This is a genomic window from Streptococcus sp. KHUD_013 (assembly GCF_052588545.1).
On sequence record NZ_CP186264.1, the window covers coordinates 1,892,210 to 1,909,275 of the forward strand.

The window sequence follows — 17,066 nt, forward strand, 5'->3', positions numbered from 1 at the left end:
TCGGCATCCGTCTTTTCTTTTTATAGTTGATTCAAAATAGTCTGAAAATCATTTTTTACTTCTTCGATGGACGTGGTCACTTCCTGGCGAGTCTGGTTGTTTTTGACGGTGATTTGCCCACTTTCAACCTCGCTACCACCTAAGGCAATGATAGTTTTGGCCCCAAAGACGTCAGCTGACTTGAACTGAGCCTTCAACTTCCGGCCTAGGTAATCACGTTCTGCGATGAAGCCTTGACGACGAAGGGCCTGAACCAATTCCAAGGCAGCTACTTCTGCTTCTGAACCCAACACAGCAATGTAGACATCCAATGACGTCTCAACAGGAAGCTCAACTCCTTGTTTATCGAGGATCAACAAGAGACGCTCAAGTCCCATCCCAAAACCGAAACCTGGCGTTGCTGGCCCACCAAAATATTCTACCAAGCCATCGTAACGACCTCCCGCACAAACGGTCAACTCATTCCCGTCTACTTCTGTCACGAACTCAAAAATAGTGTGGTTGTAGTAGTCTAGGCCACGTACCATATTGGTATCGATGACATAGTCAATTCCGAGACCGTCTAGCATAGCCCGTACGGCATCAAAGTGTGCCTGGCTTTCTTCGTCCAAGTAGTCTAGGATAGATGGAGCATTCTCAACCGCTTGCTTGTCTTCTTTTTCTTTTGAGTCCAAGACGCGGAGCGGATTTTCTTCTAGACGACGTTGACTATCTTTTGAAAGTTGGTCCTTCATTGGAAGGAGGTAGTCGATCAAAGCTTGGCGGTAAGCTGCCCGACTAGCTGTGCTACCAAGGGTATTCAAGTGGAGGACGACATTTTCAATGCCAATTTCTTTGAAGAATTGGTCAGCCATGGCAATCGTCTCAACGTCTGTGGCTGGATTGCTAGATCCAAAACACTCTACACCAATCTGGTGGAATTGACGCAAACGGCCAGCCTGAGGACGCTCATAGCGGAACATAGGACCGATATAATAGACCTTGCTTGGTTTTTGAACCTCTGGTGCAAAGAGTTTATTTTCAACATAGGAGCGGACCACTGGTGCTGTCCCTTCCGGACGCAACGTGATATGACGATCACCCTTATCATAGAAGTCGTACATCTCCTTGGTCACGATATCCGTTGTATCCCCTACCGAACGACTAATGACCTCGTAATGTTCAAAAATAGGTGTGCGGATCTCTGCGTAATTGTATTTTTTAAAGGTTTCGCGAGCAAATCCTTCTACATATTGCCACTTAGCGGATTCCTGTGGCAGGATATCTTGGGTTCCTTTTGGTTTTTGTAATTTCATAGACACCACTCCTTTGCTTGCTTTGTACTATTTATTTTATCATAATTTCTAGTCCGTGACAGCGCTCAAGCGATAAAATCAGCCTACAAGCCCATCAGGAATAGAAAAAGGGAACTTCTCCAGCCCCATAAAAATCGAGCCCGCATCACATGCAAGGCTCGATTTTTTTCGTTTCTTTACTTTCAACTATCTTATAAGATATTTTCATATTGTTCGCGAACTTCTTGAGGCCAGACGCTGGTTTGAACTTCTCCGATATGTTTCTTACGAAGCAAGAACATGGCCATCCGTGATTGACCAATCCCACCTCCGATAGTCAGTGGAAAGAGTCCATTCAAGAGCGCGCGGTGCCATTCCAATTCTAAACGATCTTGATCTCCTGTAATAGCAACCTGGCGCTTGAGGGTGTCTTCATCAACCCGAATCCCCATAGAAGATAATTCGAATGCCGCCCCTAAGTTATCATTCCAAACAAGGATATCTCCGTTTAAGCCCTTGTAGCCATTTTCAGTTTCCGTTGTCCAGTCGTCATAGTCTGGTGCCCGTCCATCATGCGGCTTGCCATCTGATAAGACGCCACCGATCCCAATCAAAAAGACGGCTCCATATTCTTTAGTGATAGCATTTTCCCGTTCTTTCGGCGTCAAGTCAGGATAACGCTCTACCAACTCTTCTGTGTGGATAAAGGTGATTTGCTTCGGCAGGATTGATTCAATATCATAGCGAGCTTCAACTGCCAACTCCGTCAAACGAATGGCCTTGTAGATTTTTTCAACCGTTTCCTTCAAGTAAGCTAGGTTACGGCTCCCATTTGGAATGACCTTTTCCCAGTCCCATTGGTCAACATAAACTGAGTGGGTCGCATCCAACGAATCTTCATCTGGACGAAGAGCCTTCATATGGACGAAGAGACCTTCCCCTTCTCCAAAGCCAAATCGCGCTAAGGTATGACGCTTCCATTTTGCAAGGGAATGAACGACTTCATAGGTCTCGTTAGGAATTTGCAAGACCTTTACAGAGACAGGGTTTTCCACACCGGATAGGTTGTCCTGCATCCCATCTCCTACCTTGCTCAAGATTGGACCTTGAACCTCAACGACTTCTAGTTTGTCTTTCAAATATTGAGTAAATGTTGTTTTTACAAATGAAATTTCTTCTTGCTGATGAATAAAACTCTTCTTCATAGAGACTCCCTTTAAATAGTATGATTTTGATTATACGCTTTTTTAGAGAAAAAGCAATACCTACTGCTTCAAAAAGGGGTTTTGAAAGCTATTTCAAGACCCTCTCCTTTCAGCTATTTAACCTATCTATTTTATACTCATTTTTATTTTAACAATCAAAGTTATACTGTTGAAATAAGGTGCTTTTTGTGCTACAATCTATCTAAGAAGACGATCTTGTGATTGTTTGAACAAAGGGAGGATTTCATTCTTAACAACACCGTAACTAACAACCGAGTAACCTGTCGCAATACCGTGTCGTTTAATAGCAACTCCATCTTTTGGAAACCTACTGATCGTCTTAGTTGAACTAAGAGTAGGATTGTTTATTAAACACCCATTTTATGAAAAAGGAAGAAATTTATGGATAAAAAGAAATTTTGGATTTTCCCATTTGTTCTTTGTTTACTAGCCACCCTATTCACTTTAGGGTTGAATAGATTATCTGCTGAAACATCGACTGTTTCGGTAACAGGAAGATTTGCGGACACGATTACCAGTGTCAACGTCACCAATAACGAAGGTGGAGATCTCACTTGGGAGTTGGAGCAATGGGCTACTTTCCGAATTAATGCCACCTACGATTTAGCTGGAAAAAATGTCAAAGCAGGGGACACCACCGTCGTGACTGTGCCAGATGCCCTTATCATTTCTTCAGACAGCTTCGAGATTCGAGATATTAACACCAACGAGGTCATCGCTCATGCAACCGTAGATGCTGCAAAAAAATCGATTTCCCTCACCTATACAGACTATGTTGAGAAACACTCTGACACTAACGGCTCCTTCTTCTTCTATGCACGGATTGATTTCCAGAAGCACCCTGAAAAAGGAGAAATCCCAATTGAAATCACCATTAACAACGAGCTTAAGGTCGGCGGAAAAGTAACCTTCAAGGGAGTTGGAGACGGGAATCCCAAAGTTTTGACAAAGACGAGCTGGGTAAATTCAGACAATCACAAGAAGGTATCCTATACCATTTCTGTCAACCGGACCAGAGAAAATATCAATAGCGTGACCATTGAAGATCACATGAAATTTACCAACGCTTCTTATGTGCCTGGTAGCATTAAAATCATAAAAGGGAACTTTGCCTTTGTAGCAGGTGAATGGCAATTTAGCGATCGAACAGATGTCACTGACCAACACAAGGTGACCATTAGTGAAGACGGTCAATCCTTTGTAGTTGACTTAGGCGATATCACTGAAAAAGACCAGTATCGTATTGCTTACGACGTTGAGCTCAACTACGAGCCTGTAGATGGCGAACTCCTAAAAAATGATGCCATCTTAAAAGGAAAAAATACAGTAGTGAAAGAAGTAACCAATGCTGCCGCTGTACAAATCGCTGGTGGCTCTGGTGTTGGCTATGTATTTACTATCAATATCCACAAAGTAGATGATGCCAACCAACCTCTTCAAGGTGCCAAATTCAAGGTCGTACGTCAAGCGAACAACCAAGTCATCGGTGAGTATGTAACCGACGAAAACGGGAACATTACTGTCAGTGCTTTGCTAAAAGATAAGTATATCTTAACTGAAACAGAAGCACCTGCAGGCTACAGCATTAAATCTGCAGATACAGAAGTCAATGCTGAAGATTTCGGAGCCGATCACTCAGTAACCAAGACGATCGTCAATCCGAAGGAAGAAACAACCACGACTACAACGACTACAACCACCACAACGACTACGACGACTGAAGAGCCGACTACTACTTCAACCACTACAGGTGAAACAACAACAACTACGACTACAACTGAAGAACCGACTACATCTTCAACTACTACAACAACCAAAGAAGATTCAACAACGACAACTACGACAGGCGAAACAACAACAACTACGACTACAAGCGAAGAACCGACTACATCTTCAACGACAACTCCTACTCCAACACCAACTCCGTCATCTTCAACAACTGAAGGTACAGGCGATGGCAAAGGTAAAGGTCGTAAGAAAGTTCTCCCAAGTACAGGTGACGTCGCAGCTACTGGATTCATTGTCCTAGGAGCAGTGGTTCTATCAGGCGCTATCTTATTGAAACGTAAACTTTCAAATCAATAAACCTGACTGAATCGAAACCTCTAGCTAATGGCTAGAGGTTTTTTGTCTAACTTAATTTGACAAATTGGGTTTTTTTATCTTAAATTAAAGTTTTCATACACATCTTTTTACATTACACAACTTTCTGGAAAATACTTATTTTTCGAAAAGTTAAAGGACTATCCTTTGTATGAGGAAGGTTTGATATCTTTGGATAAGTAGAGTGGATGACTAGGGGTTCCATTTTTATTTCTCTTTAAGCAATGTAAGTTAGGTATCAATGAGATAACTTCTTTATCACGACTAAAAAGTCTTCCTGGATTTCCCCAGCATGCAATAATTAAATCTACTCCAGATGCAGATTTTAGGATATAAGAATCATTTTCTGGTCCAACTGGATCCTCTTCGTGGTTAAGCTTGTTTGGATCAGTACTTCTGAAAGCAAAAAGATTTGCCATTAGGATTTTTCCATAACCCCAACATTTAGCATAATTGATACACTTTCGAATTGTAGGATCATCAGTTTTTTCGTCAGCCGTAGACGGATTTAATCCAATAAATAGAACAGTAGGTTTTGTCTCATCCCAAGTACGAGAAAGTATGTAACGGTATTTTCTATCTTCAGATAGGATAGCGTCTTTTATCATTGTGAACCTCCATTTTCTTCTATTTCAAAGGATTTTTCCTTTGGCTTCAATTCCTAATTAATCAATGAACTTAATACTAGGTCTCGAAAAGAATTATGCTTCCTCTTTTTGTCTGAGTTCAAAGAGGTCTTCTATTTTCAGATTAAAAACTTGAGCAATTTTAAGAGCCATTTCCAGCGAAGGATTGTAACGGTTATTTTCCAAGTGCAGAATTGTCTCGCGTCGCATGCCGATGAGGTCGGCTAACTCCTGCTGGGTCATGCCTGTGGACTCACGAACAGATTTGAGATTAGTAATAATCTTGCTTTCTTTGGCCATGCTTATCCTCTCCGTTCCAAGATAAGATAGACAATCGCAAAGATGAAAATCAAGGCAGATATGCTAATAAAGATCTGGCCCATGTGAAGAGTGAGAGACCCTATATACCCAATGATAACTGCTAGAATCATCAGTGCGCCTAGTATAAAAACAAACATCAAGCTAGCTGCCTTGGCTAAATTAGCATAAAAGCGTTCGTCCGGAGTTTCCTTGACATTTTTCAAACAGAAAAAACCAAATACAATCACTTCAATAACGAGACCAATCCCCAAAATCCATTCTTTAATACCAGAACTTTCGCTTGGGGTCGCAACCCAAATCCCTACTGTATAAAAAATGCTTGCTGCAAAAAGAAGTATCGTGTAAAGCTTAGCAGACAAGTCAAAAATAGTCTTCCCCTTACCTTTCTGAATCTTATGAGGCCGTGGTTTCATATGTAGCCAGCTCCATATAGCTATAATTTGACCTGACACTGAAATACCAGTAATAACTAACTTGGATCCCCAACTAAGATTAGAACCTAATAAAACAATAAAATCAATAAAGAGAGCTACGGCAATCATTGCAATGAGGCCACGCATTTTTTGACTTTTTTTCATGATAGACTCCTTTTTTATGTTATAAATATATAACACTTAAAATTTATGTTATAAATATATCACATTCAAAATTGGAAAGCAAGAATTTATGTGTCAAGGTGGCAATTATTTTAAAAATTTTTTTAATTAAAGACCTCGCTAGTCAAACAACTAAAGAATTCTTTGAAGCAATGTATCGGATTTGGTTTGGATAGTTTTGTTAATAATATTTGATGATAAAGAATTTTTGGAAAATCTAGATACTGTATGAATCTTTACTTTTTTCTTAGACAGTTATAAAGTCGATCAGAATGAACCTTGTAAATGTATAAGTTAATTCTTACAGACCTAAACTATTCCCCTGTTTAAAAAATACTGATTCAAATTTTATGAAATTAATCAGTAGATTCCGTTCTGAAAAGCCTTGATATGACGCTATTTTTAATCCAACTGAAACCCAAACTTTCCAAACCAGGTCTTAAGAAAAAAGGTAGAGAAAAAGGTAGAGTTTGGATTGAAATACAGTGCAATATATCGCATTTGGCAAAAAGAAAAAACGCTTTAAATCAGCGTTTTTCTTATGTATTGATTCGTATTGAACCCCTACTTAACTTCTGTAAACACAACGTGTTTGCGAAGTTTTGGTGAGTATTTCTTCAATTGAAGACGGTCTGGAGTGTTACGTTTGTTTTTAGAAGTAAGGTACAAGCGTTCACCAGATTCTTTGTGTTCAAGTGTAATATTTACGCGCATGGTATCTCCCTTCTATTATTCAGCTGATGCAGCTTTAGCGATCTTACGTCCTTTGTAGTATCCTTTAAGTGATACACGGTGTGAACGTGAGTAATCTCCAGTTGCTTCGTCAAAGTTTACAGATGGAGCTGTTACTTTGTAGTGCGTACGACGTTTGTTTTTCTTCGCTTTTGATGTGCGACGTGCAGGTACTGCCATTTCGTTTTTCTCCTTTTAAGATATAAATTCAATTAGGTTTGATTTTCATCAACTTTAACAGTATAACAAAACTTTTTTGTAAAGTAAAGTTACTTGACAACTTTTTTCAAATAATTTCTTTCATTCTGTTGTCCTCTATCCTCGCTCTGTTAAATTGTCTGAAAATTCAAGAATTTTCTTCTGTCGTTGGGCCGTAAATTGTGCTATAATAATAAAAAATACGATGAGAGGGAATCAGATGACAGAATTAGATACACGCCATCGCAGTAGTGTTTACGACAGCATGGTCAAATCCCCTAACCGGGCGATGCTTCGGGCAACTGGGATGACAGATGAAAACTTTGAAAAACCAATCGTAGGGGTAATCTCTACTTGGGCTGAAAACACACCTTGTAACATGCACCTCCATGATTTTGGAAAATTGGCCAAAGAAGGTGTAAAAGATGCAGGAGCTTGGCCAGTCCAATTCGGAACCATTACGGTTGCGGATGGGATTGCTATGGGAACGCCTGGGATGCGCTTCTCCTTGACGTCTCGTGATATCATAGCAGACTCTATCGAAGCTGCTATGGGCGGTCACAACGTGGATGCCTTTGTAGCCATCGGGGGTTGTGATAAGAACATGCCTGGTTCGATGATTGCCATTGCTAATATGGATATCCCTGCAATCTTTGCTTATGGTGGGACCATTGCCCCTGGTAATCTGAACGGCAAGGATATCGACTTGGTTTCTGTTTTCGAAGGGATCGGGAAATGGAACCATGGTGACATGACTGCTGAAGAAGTGAAGCAACTGGAATGTAATGCCTGCCCTGGCCCTGGTGGCTGTGGTGGTATGTATACGGCTAACACCATGGCGACAGCGATCGAAGTCCTTGGTATGAGCTTGCCAGGTTCCTCTTCTCACCCTGCTGAATCAGCTGATAAAAAAGCCGATATCGAAGAAGCAGGTCGTGCAGTTGTCAAAATGCTTGAAATGGGACTAAAGCCATCTGATATCTTGACTCGTGAAGCCTTTGAAGATGCGATTACAGTGACCATGGCACTTGGTGGTTCAACAAATGCGACCCTTCACTTGCTTGCGATCGCTCACGCAGCTAACGTTGATTTGACACTTGAAGATTTCAATGATTTCCAAGAGCGTGTGCCTCACTTGGCAGACTTGAAACCTTCTGGTCAATACGTCTTCCAAGACCTTTACAATGTCGGTGGTGTGCCAGCCGTCATGAAATACCTTCTTAAGAATGGTTTTCTTCATGGGGATCGTATCACATGTACTGGTAAAACGGTGGCTGAAAACTTAGAAGCCTTTGCTGATTTGACACCAGGTCAAAAAGTTATCATGCCACTTGAAAATCCAAAACGTGCAGATGGTCCATTGATCATCTTGAAAGGGAACTTGGCTCCAGAAGGGGCGGTTGCCAAGGTATCAGGTGTGAAAGTTCGTAACATCACTGGTCCTGCTAAGGTCTTTGACTCTGAAGAAGCTGCCATTGAAGCGGTTCTTTCGGATGAAATCGTAGATGGCGACGTTGTTGTTGTTCGTTTCGTAGGACCTAAGGGTGGTCCTGGTATGCCGGAAATGCTGTCCTTGTCATCTATGATCGTCGGGAAAGGCCAAGGAGATAAGGTGGCCCTCTTGACAGACGGTCGCTTCTCAGGTGGGACTTATGGTCTCGTTGTTGGTCACATTGCGCCTGAAGCTCAGGTTGGTGGCCCAATCGCCTATCTCCATACAGGGGATCTGGTAACAGTTGACCAAGATACCAAAGAAATCACCATGCACGTCTCAGACGAAGAGTTGGCCAAACGGAAGGCTGAAACAACCTTGCCACCACTGTATAGCCGTGGTGTTCTCGGTAAGTATGCCCACACGGTATCCTCTGCTTCACGCGGTGCCGTGACCGACTTCTGGAATATGGAACAGTCTGGTAAACAATAAGATATGAAAAAACTCACTTTACGAATTTGTAAAGTGAGTTTTATTGATTTATCTCGGAGGAAGACCAAGGGCGATGCGCCCGTATCGGCTGATTCGTGTAATTTTCCAAGCTGGCGACCAGGTTACTTCTACTTTGACGTCTTCGATACCGTCAATTTCTTTTAGGCGGGCGACGATTTCGATAGGCAAACTTTCCGCACAGTCACAAGCGGTATCGGTAAAGGTCATGACTACCTTGCAAGTCCCTTCCTCATCCAGATCCAACTCATAAATCAAACCGAGGTTGTAGACATCCAATTCAACATCGGTATCAAACACAAGCTCTAACTTCTCAATCAATTGTTTCTCCAGTGCCAGGGCACGGTCGTTAATCTTGATATCCTCTCTCATCTCACTATCCTTTCCCTCCTTTGATGAAGACTATTTTCTCACAATTCTGACAATAATGCAAGTTCACCTAGAATGAGATCGAATGATAGCTACAAATCAAACCATCCGCCTTAAGACTGATTTAAAATTACAGGAACTTTTCTTAAGCTTTCTTTAAGTTTTCCGATTTATACTAATACCATCAAATGAAGACCTCCTAACTTTGTTTGATAGAAAATCCTAAACTTTTTCATAATAATCTCCCATAAAGGCCACCAAATCAGGTGGCTTTTTTTCTACGTACCTTTACGAGCATCAGCGAGTTTAGGTACGTTGACGCAGTTTGAGCGGAGCGAAAACTACGTTCCTTAGTACCTTAGTAAGTCAAGTCCAATAGGGACGTAGACGTGTTTAGGTACATTGATGCAGTTCGAACGCTAGTGAGAACTACGTTCCTTATTTTTTTACGAGCATCAGCGAGTTTAGGTACGTTGACGCAGTTTGAGCGGAGATAACTAGACTCCTATAAAAAGTATGTGTGAAGAAAGTTTTAAAACCTTCAAAAATTTTTTTCAGCTCTATCTTTCTATTATTTCCTATATTTGTAGGCGAAATAGCTATTTTACGGGCTTTGTCTCCCGATAATTCCTTTTGCCTCCTCCAAGTTCTTGTGCTATAATGATACGGATGCTGTTCATTTTCGAACAAGGAGGTACATTATGAAACAAAGCCATTCACGTTTTCTCATTCCAGGGATCCTTTTACTAGGAGTGGTCTTGCGGGCCCCATTTACGACCCTCTCCACTGTCTTATCAGATATTGCTGCTAGCTTTGGTGTCGAGGTGAGTTCTCTCGGCCTTTTGACGAGTCTCCCCCTCCTGACCTTTGCTATTTTCTCTCCTTTTGCTACTAGCTGGGCGAGACGCTTTGGGATTGAGCGACTCTTTCTCGGAGTTTTGATCCTGATGACGATTGGATCTGCTCTACGCACCATCAATCTGCCTCTCCTCTATGTGGGAACTCTTTTGATTGGTGCTGCGATTGCCTTTATCAATGTCCTTCTACCAAGCTTGATCCAAGCTAATGAACCAAAACGTCTTGGCTTCTTAACAACCCTTTATATCACAGCAATGGGCTTGTCTACTGCGGTAGCTTCTTCTGTTGCTGTTCCTATCACTCAAGCCACCTCTTGGCAAGGCCTAGTCTGGGTGCTGACCGTTGTCTGTGCGCTTGCACTTGTGATCTGGCTCCCCAATGCTCGTCACAATCATTATTTGAAAAAAAGCTCCTCTTCTAATGAAAATAAGACTAGCTGGTATAAGAATGGTAAGGTCTGGGCTATTATGCTCTTCTGTGGTCTACAGTCTCTCTTGTACTATACGACGATGACCTGGCTTCCTACCATGGCAACCCAAGCTGGTATCGATCAAGCCAATGCAGGAATTTTAGCATCTGTATTCACCCTGATGAGTCTTCCTTTCTCTATGACTATTCCAAGTCTCACCACCAGCCTTTCTGAACGAAACCGTCGCATCATGCTGATAACGACTGTTTTAGCTGGTTTTACTGGAATTGCCATGCTGTTAATAAAGACAAACAACTTCATTTACTGGTTGATCCTGAATATCTTGATCGGAAGTTTTACGAGTATCTTATTCCCTTACCTCATGGTCACCTTCTCCATGAAGTCTAGCTCTCCTGAGAAAACGGCTCAACTCTCTGGGCTAGCTCAAACAGGAGGATATATCTTTGCTGCACTTGGACCTATCTTATTTGGGTCAAGCCAACAAATCTTCCATTCTTGGACACCCGGAGTTTTACTTCTTCTGGTTGTTGTTTTATTCATGAGTATTGCTCTCTATCAAGTAGAGAAATCTGATGTTATCCTTTAATCCAATAAACCCCATTGATCAAATGGGGTTTATTTTTTATACAAAAAAAGAGAGTGGGACAGAAATCGGTCATTCGTTAGAATTCGATTTCGTCGTCCCACCTCCGCACAGTTGAGTAGGGCTATAAAAGCTGATGAAATCAGCGTAGTAGAGCCCACTCAACCACTGCGTCTTGCTCGACAATCCAAAGACAATTAAGAGGCTGGGACTTTTGTCCCAACCTCTTTGCTATGACTTGATTATGGGTTGAATGACACGTGTACGTGGTCGTAGTGATTTTCTGTTACGCTACCACGGTCTGGCATTTCATTCCAAGTGTTTGCTGGTCCATAAATGTTATTTACTGGAGCATAGAAACGTTGTTTCCAGATGATGTAAGAAATTCCATTTTCTTGCATGTGATCGATTGCATATTGAGCTACTTGGTCACCAATCGCTGAACTTTCTGGAACCATAACGTCAATCGCAAGACCTTTACCGTGATCTTCTGGGTCACCAGGACGGTAACCACCGATATCAGTCAAGCCAAGTTCATTAATCACTTGTTCTTTGAATTTAATTGTTTGAGGTCGAAGACCTTCATTTGAAGTTGGAGTTGCTGTTGAAGGAGTTGAAGCTGTCGTATCAACAACTGGTGCTGGTGCACCATATTGTGGTGTTGAAGCAACCGCAGTAACTTCTGGTTCTGCTGGAACTTCTACGACTGGAGCTGGTTCAGCTACTGGAGTCGCTGGGGCTTCCTCAACAACTGGTGCTTCTACAGGAGCCGCTACTTCAGCTGGCGCTGCAGCAGGTTGCGCAGGTGCTTCTTCAACAACTGGTGCTGGTGCCTCCTCTGCTACTGGAGCTGCTGGTGCAGGTGTTTCAGCTGGTGCTTCTGGAGTTGACAAGCTTTCTGATACTTGCTCTGCCACTGCTGCTACAACTGCAGGTGCCTGAGGGAGTTCTACAGCTTGGTTGCTTTCATCTGCTACTGGTTTTGTCAAATCACCCACTGCAACAGTTTGATTGTCTACTTTGATTTGGTTGTTTGTCAAATCAGCAGAAGTTGTCACAGTTGCATCAGCATTACCTGCTGTAGGAGTTTGGATTTCTACACCTGTCACTTGGTTTTGGTCATTGACAGTTGTTGTCAAGACAGTTCCTGGGAAAATCAAATCAATGTTGCTGATTTGGTTCAAGTTTGCCAAAACAGTTACGTCAACATTCAAAGCTTCCGCAATCGTGCTTAGGGTATCCCCATATTTGATGGTGTAGGTTTGTTTGTTTTCTGAAGTTGAAATATCTGCACGAATTTCATCTACAGAACGGGCAACCCAATCTCCATTTGATTCTGCTTTACCAGTTGTAAATGGCAATACCGCCATAGCAACAGTCGAAGCAATTAGAGCCTTTTTATTTACTTTCTTCATACGTTCTTTCCTCGTTTTCTTATTATCGGAGATTTATCTCCAGACAGATACATTTAATATTCTACCACATTTTTTGTCTTTAGAATGACTCTTCTTTTCTTTTAATCTAACTGACCCTAATTTGTAACATTAACCCTTTCTTGTTACATTCTCTTAACAATTAACGACAGTTAGTACTATTTGGATAATCAAACAAATTCATTGTGTCAGAAGCTTTTGAGAGCTCTGAACCAAGGGATTTTAGAAGATTTTTCAGTCGAATAAAAGCTAAAAAAGCACCCTAAGTTCGTGTCCTGTAGACATCACTTGGGGTGCTGTTTTTAACGGCTTGTATCTTATTAATTGAACACGCCCTAAATGCTGTGTGTAAAACGCAAACTGTAATAGTACTAACTTCAAAGGCACAGTAGCTGATTGGATTTTTCTCTCGCTTTAAGAGCTCGGAAAAATCCTAATCAGCCTTGTGGGGGCAGGACAACGAAGCATTCTATACAACAGTGCTTCTGTCCTGCTCCCTATTTTCACTTTGCATTTTGCGGGCTTTGTATCTTATTTGACCTTCATCATTCTGACCAGGTTGGCGCGTTCGGCTTCTTCGAGTTTCATTTCGATATAATAGATGGTCTCCTTGAGGTCTGGAATGGTCGCATACTCCAGTCCATTTACCCGACGGCGCGTTTTTTCGATCTCATCGGCCATGAGCTGGCAAGTTTTTTCAATCTCAGCTAGACGCAGCAGGTCTGGGAGGAGTTCTTCCATTTCTTGAATGGTACTATCCATCTGACTATTGGAAGCCACGTAGCTGTAGACCACGTCTCCCTCATCGTCTCCATACGGATTATCGATATGGGCATGCATCTTGGGCACGCGCACACTCATGATATTCTCCGTCTCGATATGCAGGCTGACCTCACGCGTCGGCACCGCAAAGATTTCCTGGACCATGAGGTCATTTTCCAGACATTTGGCGAGGACAAATTCTTGCATATTTCCGACGAGAGCTGCCTCAACCTTCTGGCGGAGGCGGTCATTTTCACGGACCGATTCGATGAAGCGTCGCATGAGCTCATCTCGTTTGTCCTTGAGAAGTTTATGCCCTCTAGTTGCTGTCTTCAGACGCTCTTTGAGGGTGTTTAACTCCATCCGGGTGGGTTTGACATTTAATCGTGCCATTTGACTTCCTCCTTTCTACTCCTAGGCTTGTGCTTCCTTAGAAGTTTTTGGGAGGTATTCGTCAATCATATCATCCTTGATCCGCTTGAGCTCTGTCCTTGGCAAGATAGCCAGCAATTCCCAGCCCAGATCTAGACTTTCTTGAATGCTCCGATTGGTAGTAAAGCCTTGATTGATGTATTCCTTCTCAAAGCGATCAGTAAATTTGACATAGAGCTTGTCTGTATCTGACAAGGCAGATTCCCCAAGCACCACGGCTAACTCTTTTGCTTGTTTCCCTTGGGCATAGGCCGCAAAGAGCTGGTTCATGGTCGCCGCATGGTCTTTCCGAGTCTTCCCTTCACCAGATCCCTTGTCTTTCAAACGAGAAAGAGATGGAAGGACATTGATCGGTGGACGGTAGCCACTATTGTAGAGATCACGGGACAGAATAATCTGACCTTCGGTGATGTAGCCTGTCAAGTCAGGAATAGGGTGGGTGATGTCATCTTCCGGCATGGAGAGGATCGGAATCTGGGTCACAGATCCTTTCTTTCCAACCAAGCGTCCGGCACGTTCGTAGAGGGTGGATAGGTTGGTATAGAGATAACCTGGATAACCGCGACGTCCTGGAACCTCCCGGCGAGCAGCGGAGACTTCCCGAAGGGCTTCACAGTAGTTGGTCATGTCGGTCATGATGACCAAGACATGCATGTCTTTTTCATAGGCCAAATATTCTGCCGCTGTCAAGGCAATCCGAGGAGTGGCTATCCGCTCGATAGCTGGGTCATTGGCTAGGTTGATAAAGAGGACAGAGCGGTCAATGGCTCCTGTTTCCCGAAGGTCATTCATAAAGAACTCTGCTTCTTCAAAGGTAATCCCCATGGCCGCAAAGACCACGGCAAAGTTTTCTTCGGAATTCAGTACCGTCGCTTGACGGGCAATCTGAGCTGCCAACTCCTTGTGAGGAAGACCAGAACCGGAGAAGACTGGGAGTTTTTGGCCCCGAACCAGGGTATTCAAGTGGTCAATGGCCGAGATTCCTGTCTGGATAAATTCATCTGGATAGTCCCGAGATACTGGGTTGATGGCTTGTCCATCAATGTCCAAGTACTTCTCTGGGATAATCTCCGGACCACCATCGATGGGTTTGCCCATCCCGTTAAAGATGCGGCCCACCATGTCTTCGGACACTGGAAGTTCTAAGGGACGTCCGGTAAAGCGGACTTTGGCTTTTTCCAAGTTGATCCCGCTAGATCCTTCAAAGAGCTGGACCATCGCCTTGTCTTCTTGGACTTCGAGGACTTGTCCCTGACGGGTTGTTCCATCATGGAGCTTGATTTCTACGAGTTCATTGTAGCGAACCCCTTGGACCTGATCGACAATCATCAAGGGGCCAACAACTTCGCTGACAGTACGGTATTCTTTAATCACGCTCATTGTCTACTCCTCCTTGGGCTACGATTTGGTGTAGGGTTTCTACGATTTCTTCTTTCAGGGCTTGAATGGTGGCCAACTGATCCTCATGGATAAACTTGCTACGGGCAATGCGGTCCCGAAGGTCTACCGTTCCTTCCATGATTTCTGTGAAGTAGGCCCCTAATTCTAGCGCTTTTTGACTTTCTTGATCAAAGGTCAAAATGTTGGTCAACAAGGCAACCTGCTTACTGAAGGAGGTATAGGTATCGACCTCATCAAAGGCATTTTGTTGCAGGTAGTCTTCACGGATCATCTTGGCCGCATTCATAGTCAAGCGGTCTTTTTCAGACAAGGAGTCCAGACCAACCAAGCGCACAATCTCTTGCAATTCACTCTCTTTTTGCAACAGATTCATGGCGCGGGTGACTTTTTCTGCCCAGCTAATCTGCTCATGCTGATCGATATATTGGCCTACCTCATCTTGGTAAAGGGAATAAGAGCTCAACCAGTTGATGGCTGGGAAGTGGCGACGTTGCGCCAACTGAGCATCCAGTCCCCAGAAGACCTTAACAATCCGCAAGGTGTTTTGCGTTACGGGCTCTGAGATATCTCCACCCGGAGGGGAAACAGCACCGATAGCGGTAATAGAACCTTCACGCGCAGTCGTTCCGAGTGTCTTAACCCGGCCGGCACGTTCGTAGTATTCGGCAATCCGGCTACCAAGATAGGCCGGGTAGCCTTCATCTCCGGGCATTTCTTCTAGACGACCAGACATTTCACGAAGAGCTTCTGCCCAGCGCGACGTCGAATCGGCCATGATGGCAACGGAATAGCCCATATCACGGAAGTATTCGGCAATGGTAATCCCTGTGTAGATGGAAGCTTCCCGCGCTGCCACTGGCATGTTCGAAGTGTTGGCAATCAGAACCGTCCGTTGCATGATGGATTGGCCGGTTGTTGGATCGATCAATTCTGGAAACTCATTCAGAACGTCTGTCATTTCATTTCCACGTTCCCCACAACCAACGTAAATCACGATGTCCACATTGGCAAACTTAGCCACCTGGTGTTGCACGACGGTTTTTCCAGCTCCGAAAGGACCAGGAACAGCTGCAGCTCCACCTTTTGTCACTGGGAAGAAGGTATCGATAACCCGTTGACCTGTGACCAAAGGCTCTACTGGGATCAGTTTTTGTGCAAAGGGACGGCCTCGACGAACCGGCCATTTTTGCATCAAGGTTCCGGTAAAGAGGCTGCCATCTGCTTGCTCAATCTCATAAACTGCTTCTTCTACTGTGTAAGAACCTGCTGCAATCTTGGTCACACGCCCACTGACTCCGTAAGGCACCATGATGCGGTGTTCCACCATATTGGTCTCTTGAACGGTACCGACGATGTCTCCAGCGACCACCTCTCTCCCTTCTACCACAGTCGGTTCGAAGGTCCATTTGGTGTTACGGTCTAGATTTGGAACCTGAACCCCACGAATAAGGAAGTCACTGGCTGTGACTTCTTGGAATCGTTCCAAGGGGCGTTGGATCCCGTCAAACATCTGAGAGATCAAACCTGGTCCCAACTCAACAGAGAGGGGAGCCCCAGTTGTGACCACCGGTTCACCTGGTCCGACTCCAGACGTTTCTTCATATACTTGGATAGATGCCTCATCCCGACGCATCTCAATAATTTCGCCAATCAATCCAAGATCGCCGACCCGGCAAATATCTTGGATATTGGCCTCCTGCATCCCTGATGCGACCACCAAGGGACCGGAAACTTTAATAATTTTTCCTTGAGTCATGTATTCCTCCTGGGAATCCTTTGT

15 protein-coding genes are annotated in these 17,066 nt (G+C 43.6%); 3 read left to right on the plus strand and 12 right to left on the minus strand.

The genetic code is table 11. The annotated features are described in order from the left end of the window. Positions 1–20 precede the first annotated feature (20 nt). Entirely contained in the window at positions 21–1,295 is a 1,275-nt protein-coding gene (gene hisS, locus ACOXXR_RS09125; protein ID WP_140814774.1) for a histidine--tRNA ligase, read from the minus strand. 191 nt (positions 1,296–1,486) lie between these two features. Further along, complete coding sequence (gene asnA / locus ACOXXR_RS09130) at positions 1,487–2,479, minus strand: aspartate--ammonia ligase (protein ID WP_048692049.1); 993 nt, start codon at positions 2,477–2,479, stop codon at positions 1,487–1,489. Positions 2,480–2,881: 402 nt separating this feature from the next. Here asnA and ACOXXR_RS09135 point away from each other — a divergent pair, with 402 nt between their 5' ends. Beyond that, the gene (locus tag ACOXXR_RS09135) at positions 2,882–4,585 is read left to right on the plus strand and encodes an LPXTG cell wall anchor domain-containing protein (RefSeq protein ID WP_154854751.1); all 1,704 of its coding nucleotides are present in this window, start codon (positions 2,882–2,884) and stop codon (positions 4,583–4,585) included. Positions 4,586–4,743: 158 nt separating this feature from the next. Here ACOXXR_RS09135 and ACOXXR_RS09140 read toward each other — a convergent pair whose 3' ends face one another. The 5 genes from ACOXXR_RS09140 to rpmF form a co-directional block, all read right to left on the minus strand. Further along, positions 4,744–5,211, minus strand: a complete 468-nt coding sequence (locus tag ACOXXR_RS09140; RefSeq protein WP_154854747.1) for a DUF1643 domain-containing protein — start codon at positions 5,209–5,211, stop codon at positions 4,744–4,746. A gap of 93 nt (positions 5,212–5,304) precedes the next feature. Beyond that, positions 5,305–5,529, minus strand: coding sequence for a helix-turn-helix transcriptional regulator (locus ACOXXR_RS09145; RefSeq protein WP_009732004.1), 225 nt, complete (start codon positions 5,527–5,529; stop codon positions 5,305–5,307). Between the two features lie 2 nt (positions 5,530–5,531). After that, positions 5,532–6,128: a DUF3796 domain-containing protein gene (locus tag ACOXXR_RS09150; RefSeq protein ID WP_154854744.1), complete on the minus strand. Its 597-nt coding sequence runs from the start codon at positions 6,126–6,128 to the stop codon at positions 5,532–5,534. A gap of 582 nt (positions 6,129–6,710) precedes the next feature. Beyond that, positions 6,711–6,860, minus strand: a complete 150-nt coding sequence (gene rpmG / locus ACOXXR_RS09155) for a 50S ribosomal protein L33 (protein ID WP_001265622.1) — start codon at positions 6,858–6,860, stop codon at positions 6,711–6,713. Between the two features lie 15 nt (positions 6,861–6,875). Beyond that, a complete protein-coding gene (gene rpmF / locus ACOXXR_RS09160) occupies positions 6,876–7,058 on the minus strand; it encodes a 50S ribosomal protein L32 (RefSeq protein WP_003009516.1) in 183 nt (60 codons plus the stop codon). Positions 7,059–7,296: 238 nt separating this feature from the next. On the opposite strand from rpmF, the gene ilvD reads away from it, so the two are divergent. Further along, complete coding sequence (gene ilvD, locus ACOXXR_RS09165) at positions 7,297–9,000, plus strand: dihydroxy-acid dehydratase (protein WP_006597056.1); 1,704 nt, start codon at positions 7,297–7,299, stop codon at positions 8,998–9,000. A 48-nt stretch (positions 9,001–9,048) separates the two neighbouring features. Here ilvD and ACOXXR_RS09170 read toward each other — a convergent pair whose 3' ends face one another. Then, positions 9,049–9,390: a metal-sulfur cluster assembly factor gene (locus ACOXXR_RS09170; RefSeq protein WP_006595245.1), complete on the minus strand. Its 342-nt coding sequence runs from the start codon at positions 9,388–9,390 to the stop codon at positions 9,049–9,051. 698 nt (positions 9,391–10,088) lie between these two features. Between ACOXXR_RS09170 and ACOXXR_RS09175 the strand changes: the two genes are divergently transcribed. Then, the gene (locus ACOXXR_RS09175; protein WP_445278463.1) at positions 10,089–11,261 is read left to right on the plus strand and encodes a CynX/NimT family MFS transporter; all 1,173 of its coding nucleotides are present in this window, start codon (positions 10,089–10,091) and stop codon (positions 11,259–11,261) included. A gap of 239 nt (positions 11,262–11,500) precedes the next feature. Here ACOXXR_RS09175 and ACOXXR_RS09180 read toward each other — a convergent pair whose 3' ends face one another. The 4 genes from ACOXXR_RS09180 to ACOXXR_RS09195 all read right to left on the minus strand — a co-directional run bounded on the left by ACOXXR_RS09180 (position 11,501) and on the right by ACOXXR_RS09195 (position 17,042). Further along, complete coding sequence (locus ACOXXR_RS09180; RefSeq protein ID WP_445278464.1) at positions 11,501–12,673, minus strand: LysM peptidoglycan-binding domain-containing protein; 1,173 nt, start codon at positions 12,671–12,673, stop codon at positions 11,501–11,503. Between the two features lie 549 nt (positions 12,674–13,222). Beyond that, positions 13,223–13,846, minus strand: a complete 624-nt coding sequence (locus ACOXXR_RS09185) for a V-type ATP synthase subunit D (protein WP_023027505.1) — start codon at positions 13,844–13,846, stop codon at positions 13,223–13,225. A 21-nt stretch (positions 13,847–13,867) separates the two neighbouring features. Continuing rightward, positions 13,868–15,265: a V-type ATP synthase subunit B gene (locus tag ACOXXR_RS09190; RefSeq protein WP_023024949.1), complete on the minus strand. Its 1,398-nt coding sequence runs from the start codon at positions 15,263–15,265 to the stop codon at positions 13,868–13,870. Beyond that, positions 15,252–17,042 carry a V-type ATP synthase subunit A gene (locus ACOXXR_RS09195; RefSeq protein ID WP_445278465.1) on the minus strand — a complete coding sequence of 597 codons (1,791 nt, stop codon included), beginning with the start codon at positions 17,040–17,042 and terminating at the stop codon, positions 15,252–15,254. The genes ACOXXR_RS09190 and ACOXXR_RS09195 overlap by 14 nt, the downstream gene beginning before the upstream one ends. Positions 17,043–17,066: the final 24 nt, after the last annotated feature.

Bases quoted from the DNA above. Each gene is read 5' to 3' on its own strand.
- ACOXXR_RS09185 (WP_023027505.1), bottom strand. From the start codon at position 13,846: ATGGCACGATTAAATGTCAAACCCACCCGGATGGAGTTAAACACCCTC.
- ACOXXR_RS09140 (WP_154854747.1), bottom strand. From the start codon at position 5,211: ATGATAAAAGACGCTATCCTATCTGAAGATAGAAAATACCGTTACATA.
- ACOXXR_RS09170 (WP_006595245.1), bottom strand. From the start codon at position 9,390: ATGAGAGAGGATATCAAGATTAACGACCGTGCCCTGGCACTGGAGAAA.
- hisS (WP_140814774.1), bottom strand. From the start codon at position 1,295: ATGAAATTACAAAAACCAAAAGGAACCCAAGATATCCTGCCACAGGAA.
- ACOXXR_RS09150 (WP_154854744.1), bottom strand. From the start codon at position 6,128: ATGAAAAAAAGTCAAAAAATGCGTGGCCTCATTGCAATGATTGCCGTA.
- rpmF (WP_003009516.1), bottom strand. From the start codon at position 7,058: ATGGCAGTACCTGCACGTCGCACATCAAAAGCGAAGAAAAACAAACGT.
- ACOXXR_RS09180 (WP_445278464.1), bottom strand. From the start codon at position 12,673: ATGAAGAAAGTAAATAAAAAGGCTCTAATTGCTTCGACTGTTGCTATG.
- ACOXXR_RS09190 (WP_023024949.1), bottom strand. From the start codon at position 15,265: ATGAGCGTGATTAAAGAATACCGTACTGTCAGCGAAGTTGTTGGCCCC.
- ilvD (WP_006597056.1), top strand. From the start codon at position 7,297: ATGACAGAATTAGATACACGCCATCGCAGTAGTGTTTACGACAGCATG.
- ACOXXR_RS09175 (WP_445278463.1), top strand. From the start codon at position 10,089: ATGAAACAAAGCCATTCACGTTTTCTCATTCCAGGGATCCTTTTACTA.
- rpmG (WP_001265622.1), bottom strand. From the start codon at position 6,860: ATGCGCGTAAATATTACACTTGAACACAAAGAATCTGGTGAACGCTTG.
- asnA (WP_048692049.1), bottom strand. From the start codon at position 2,479: ATGAAGAAGAGTTTTATTCATCAGCAAGAAGAAATTTCATTTGTAAAA.
- ACOXXR_RS09145 (WP_009732004.1), bottom strand. From the start codon at position 5,529: ATGGCCAAAGAAAGCAAGATTATTACTAATCTCAAATCTGTTCGTGAG.
- ACOXXR_RS09195 (WP_445278465.1), bottom strand. From the start codon at position 17,042: ATGACTCAAGGAAAAATTATTAAAGTTTCCGGTCCCTTGGTGGTCGCA.
- ACOXXR_RS09135 (WP_154854751.1), top strand. From the start codon at position 2,882: ATGGATAAAAAGAAATTTTGGATTTTCCCATTTGTTCTTTGTTTACTA.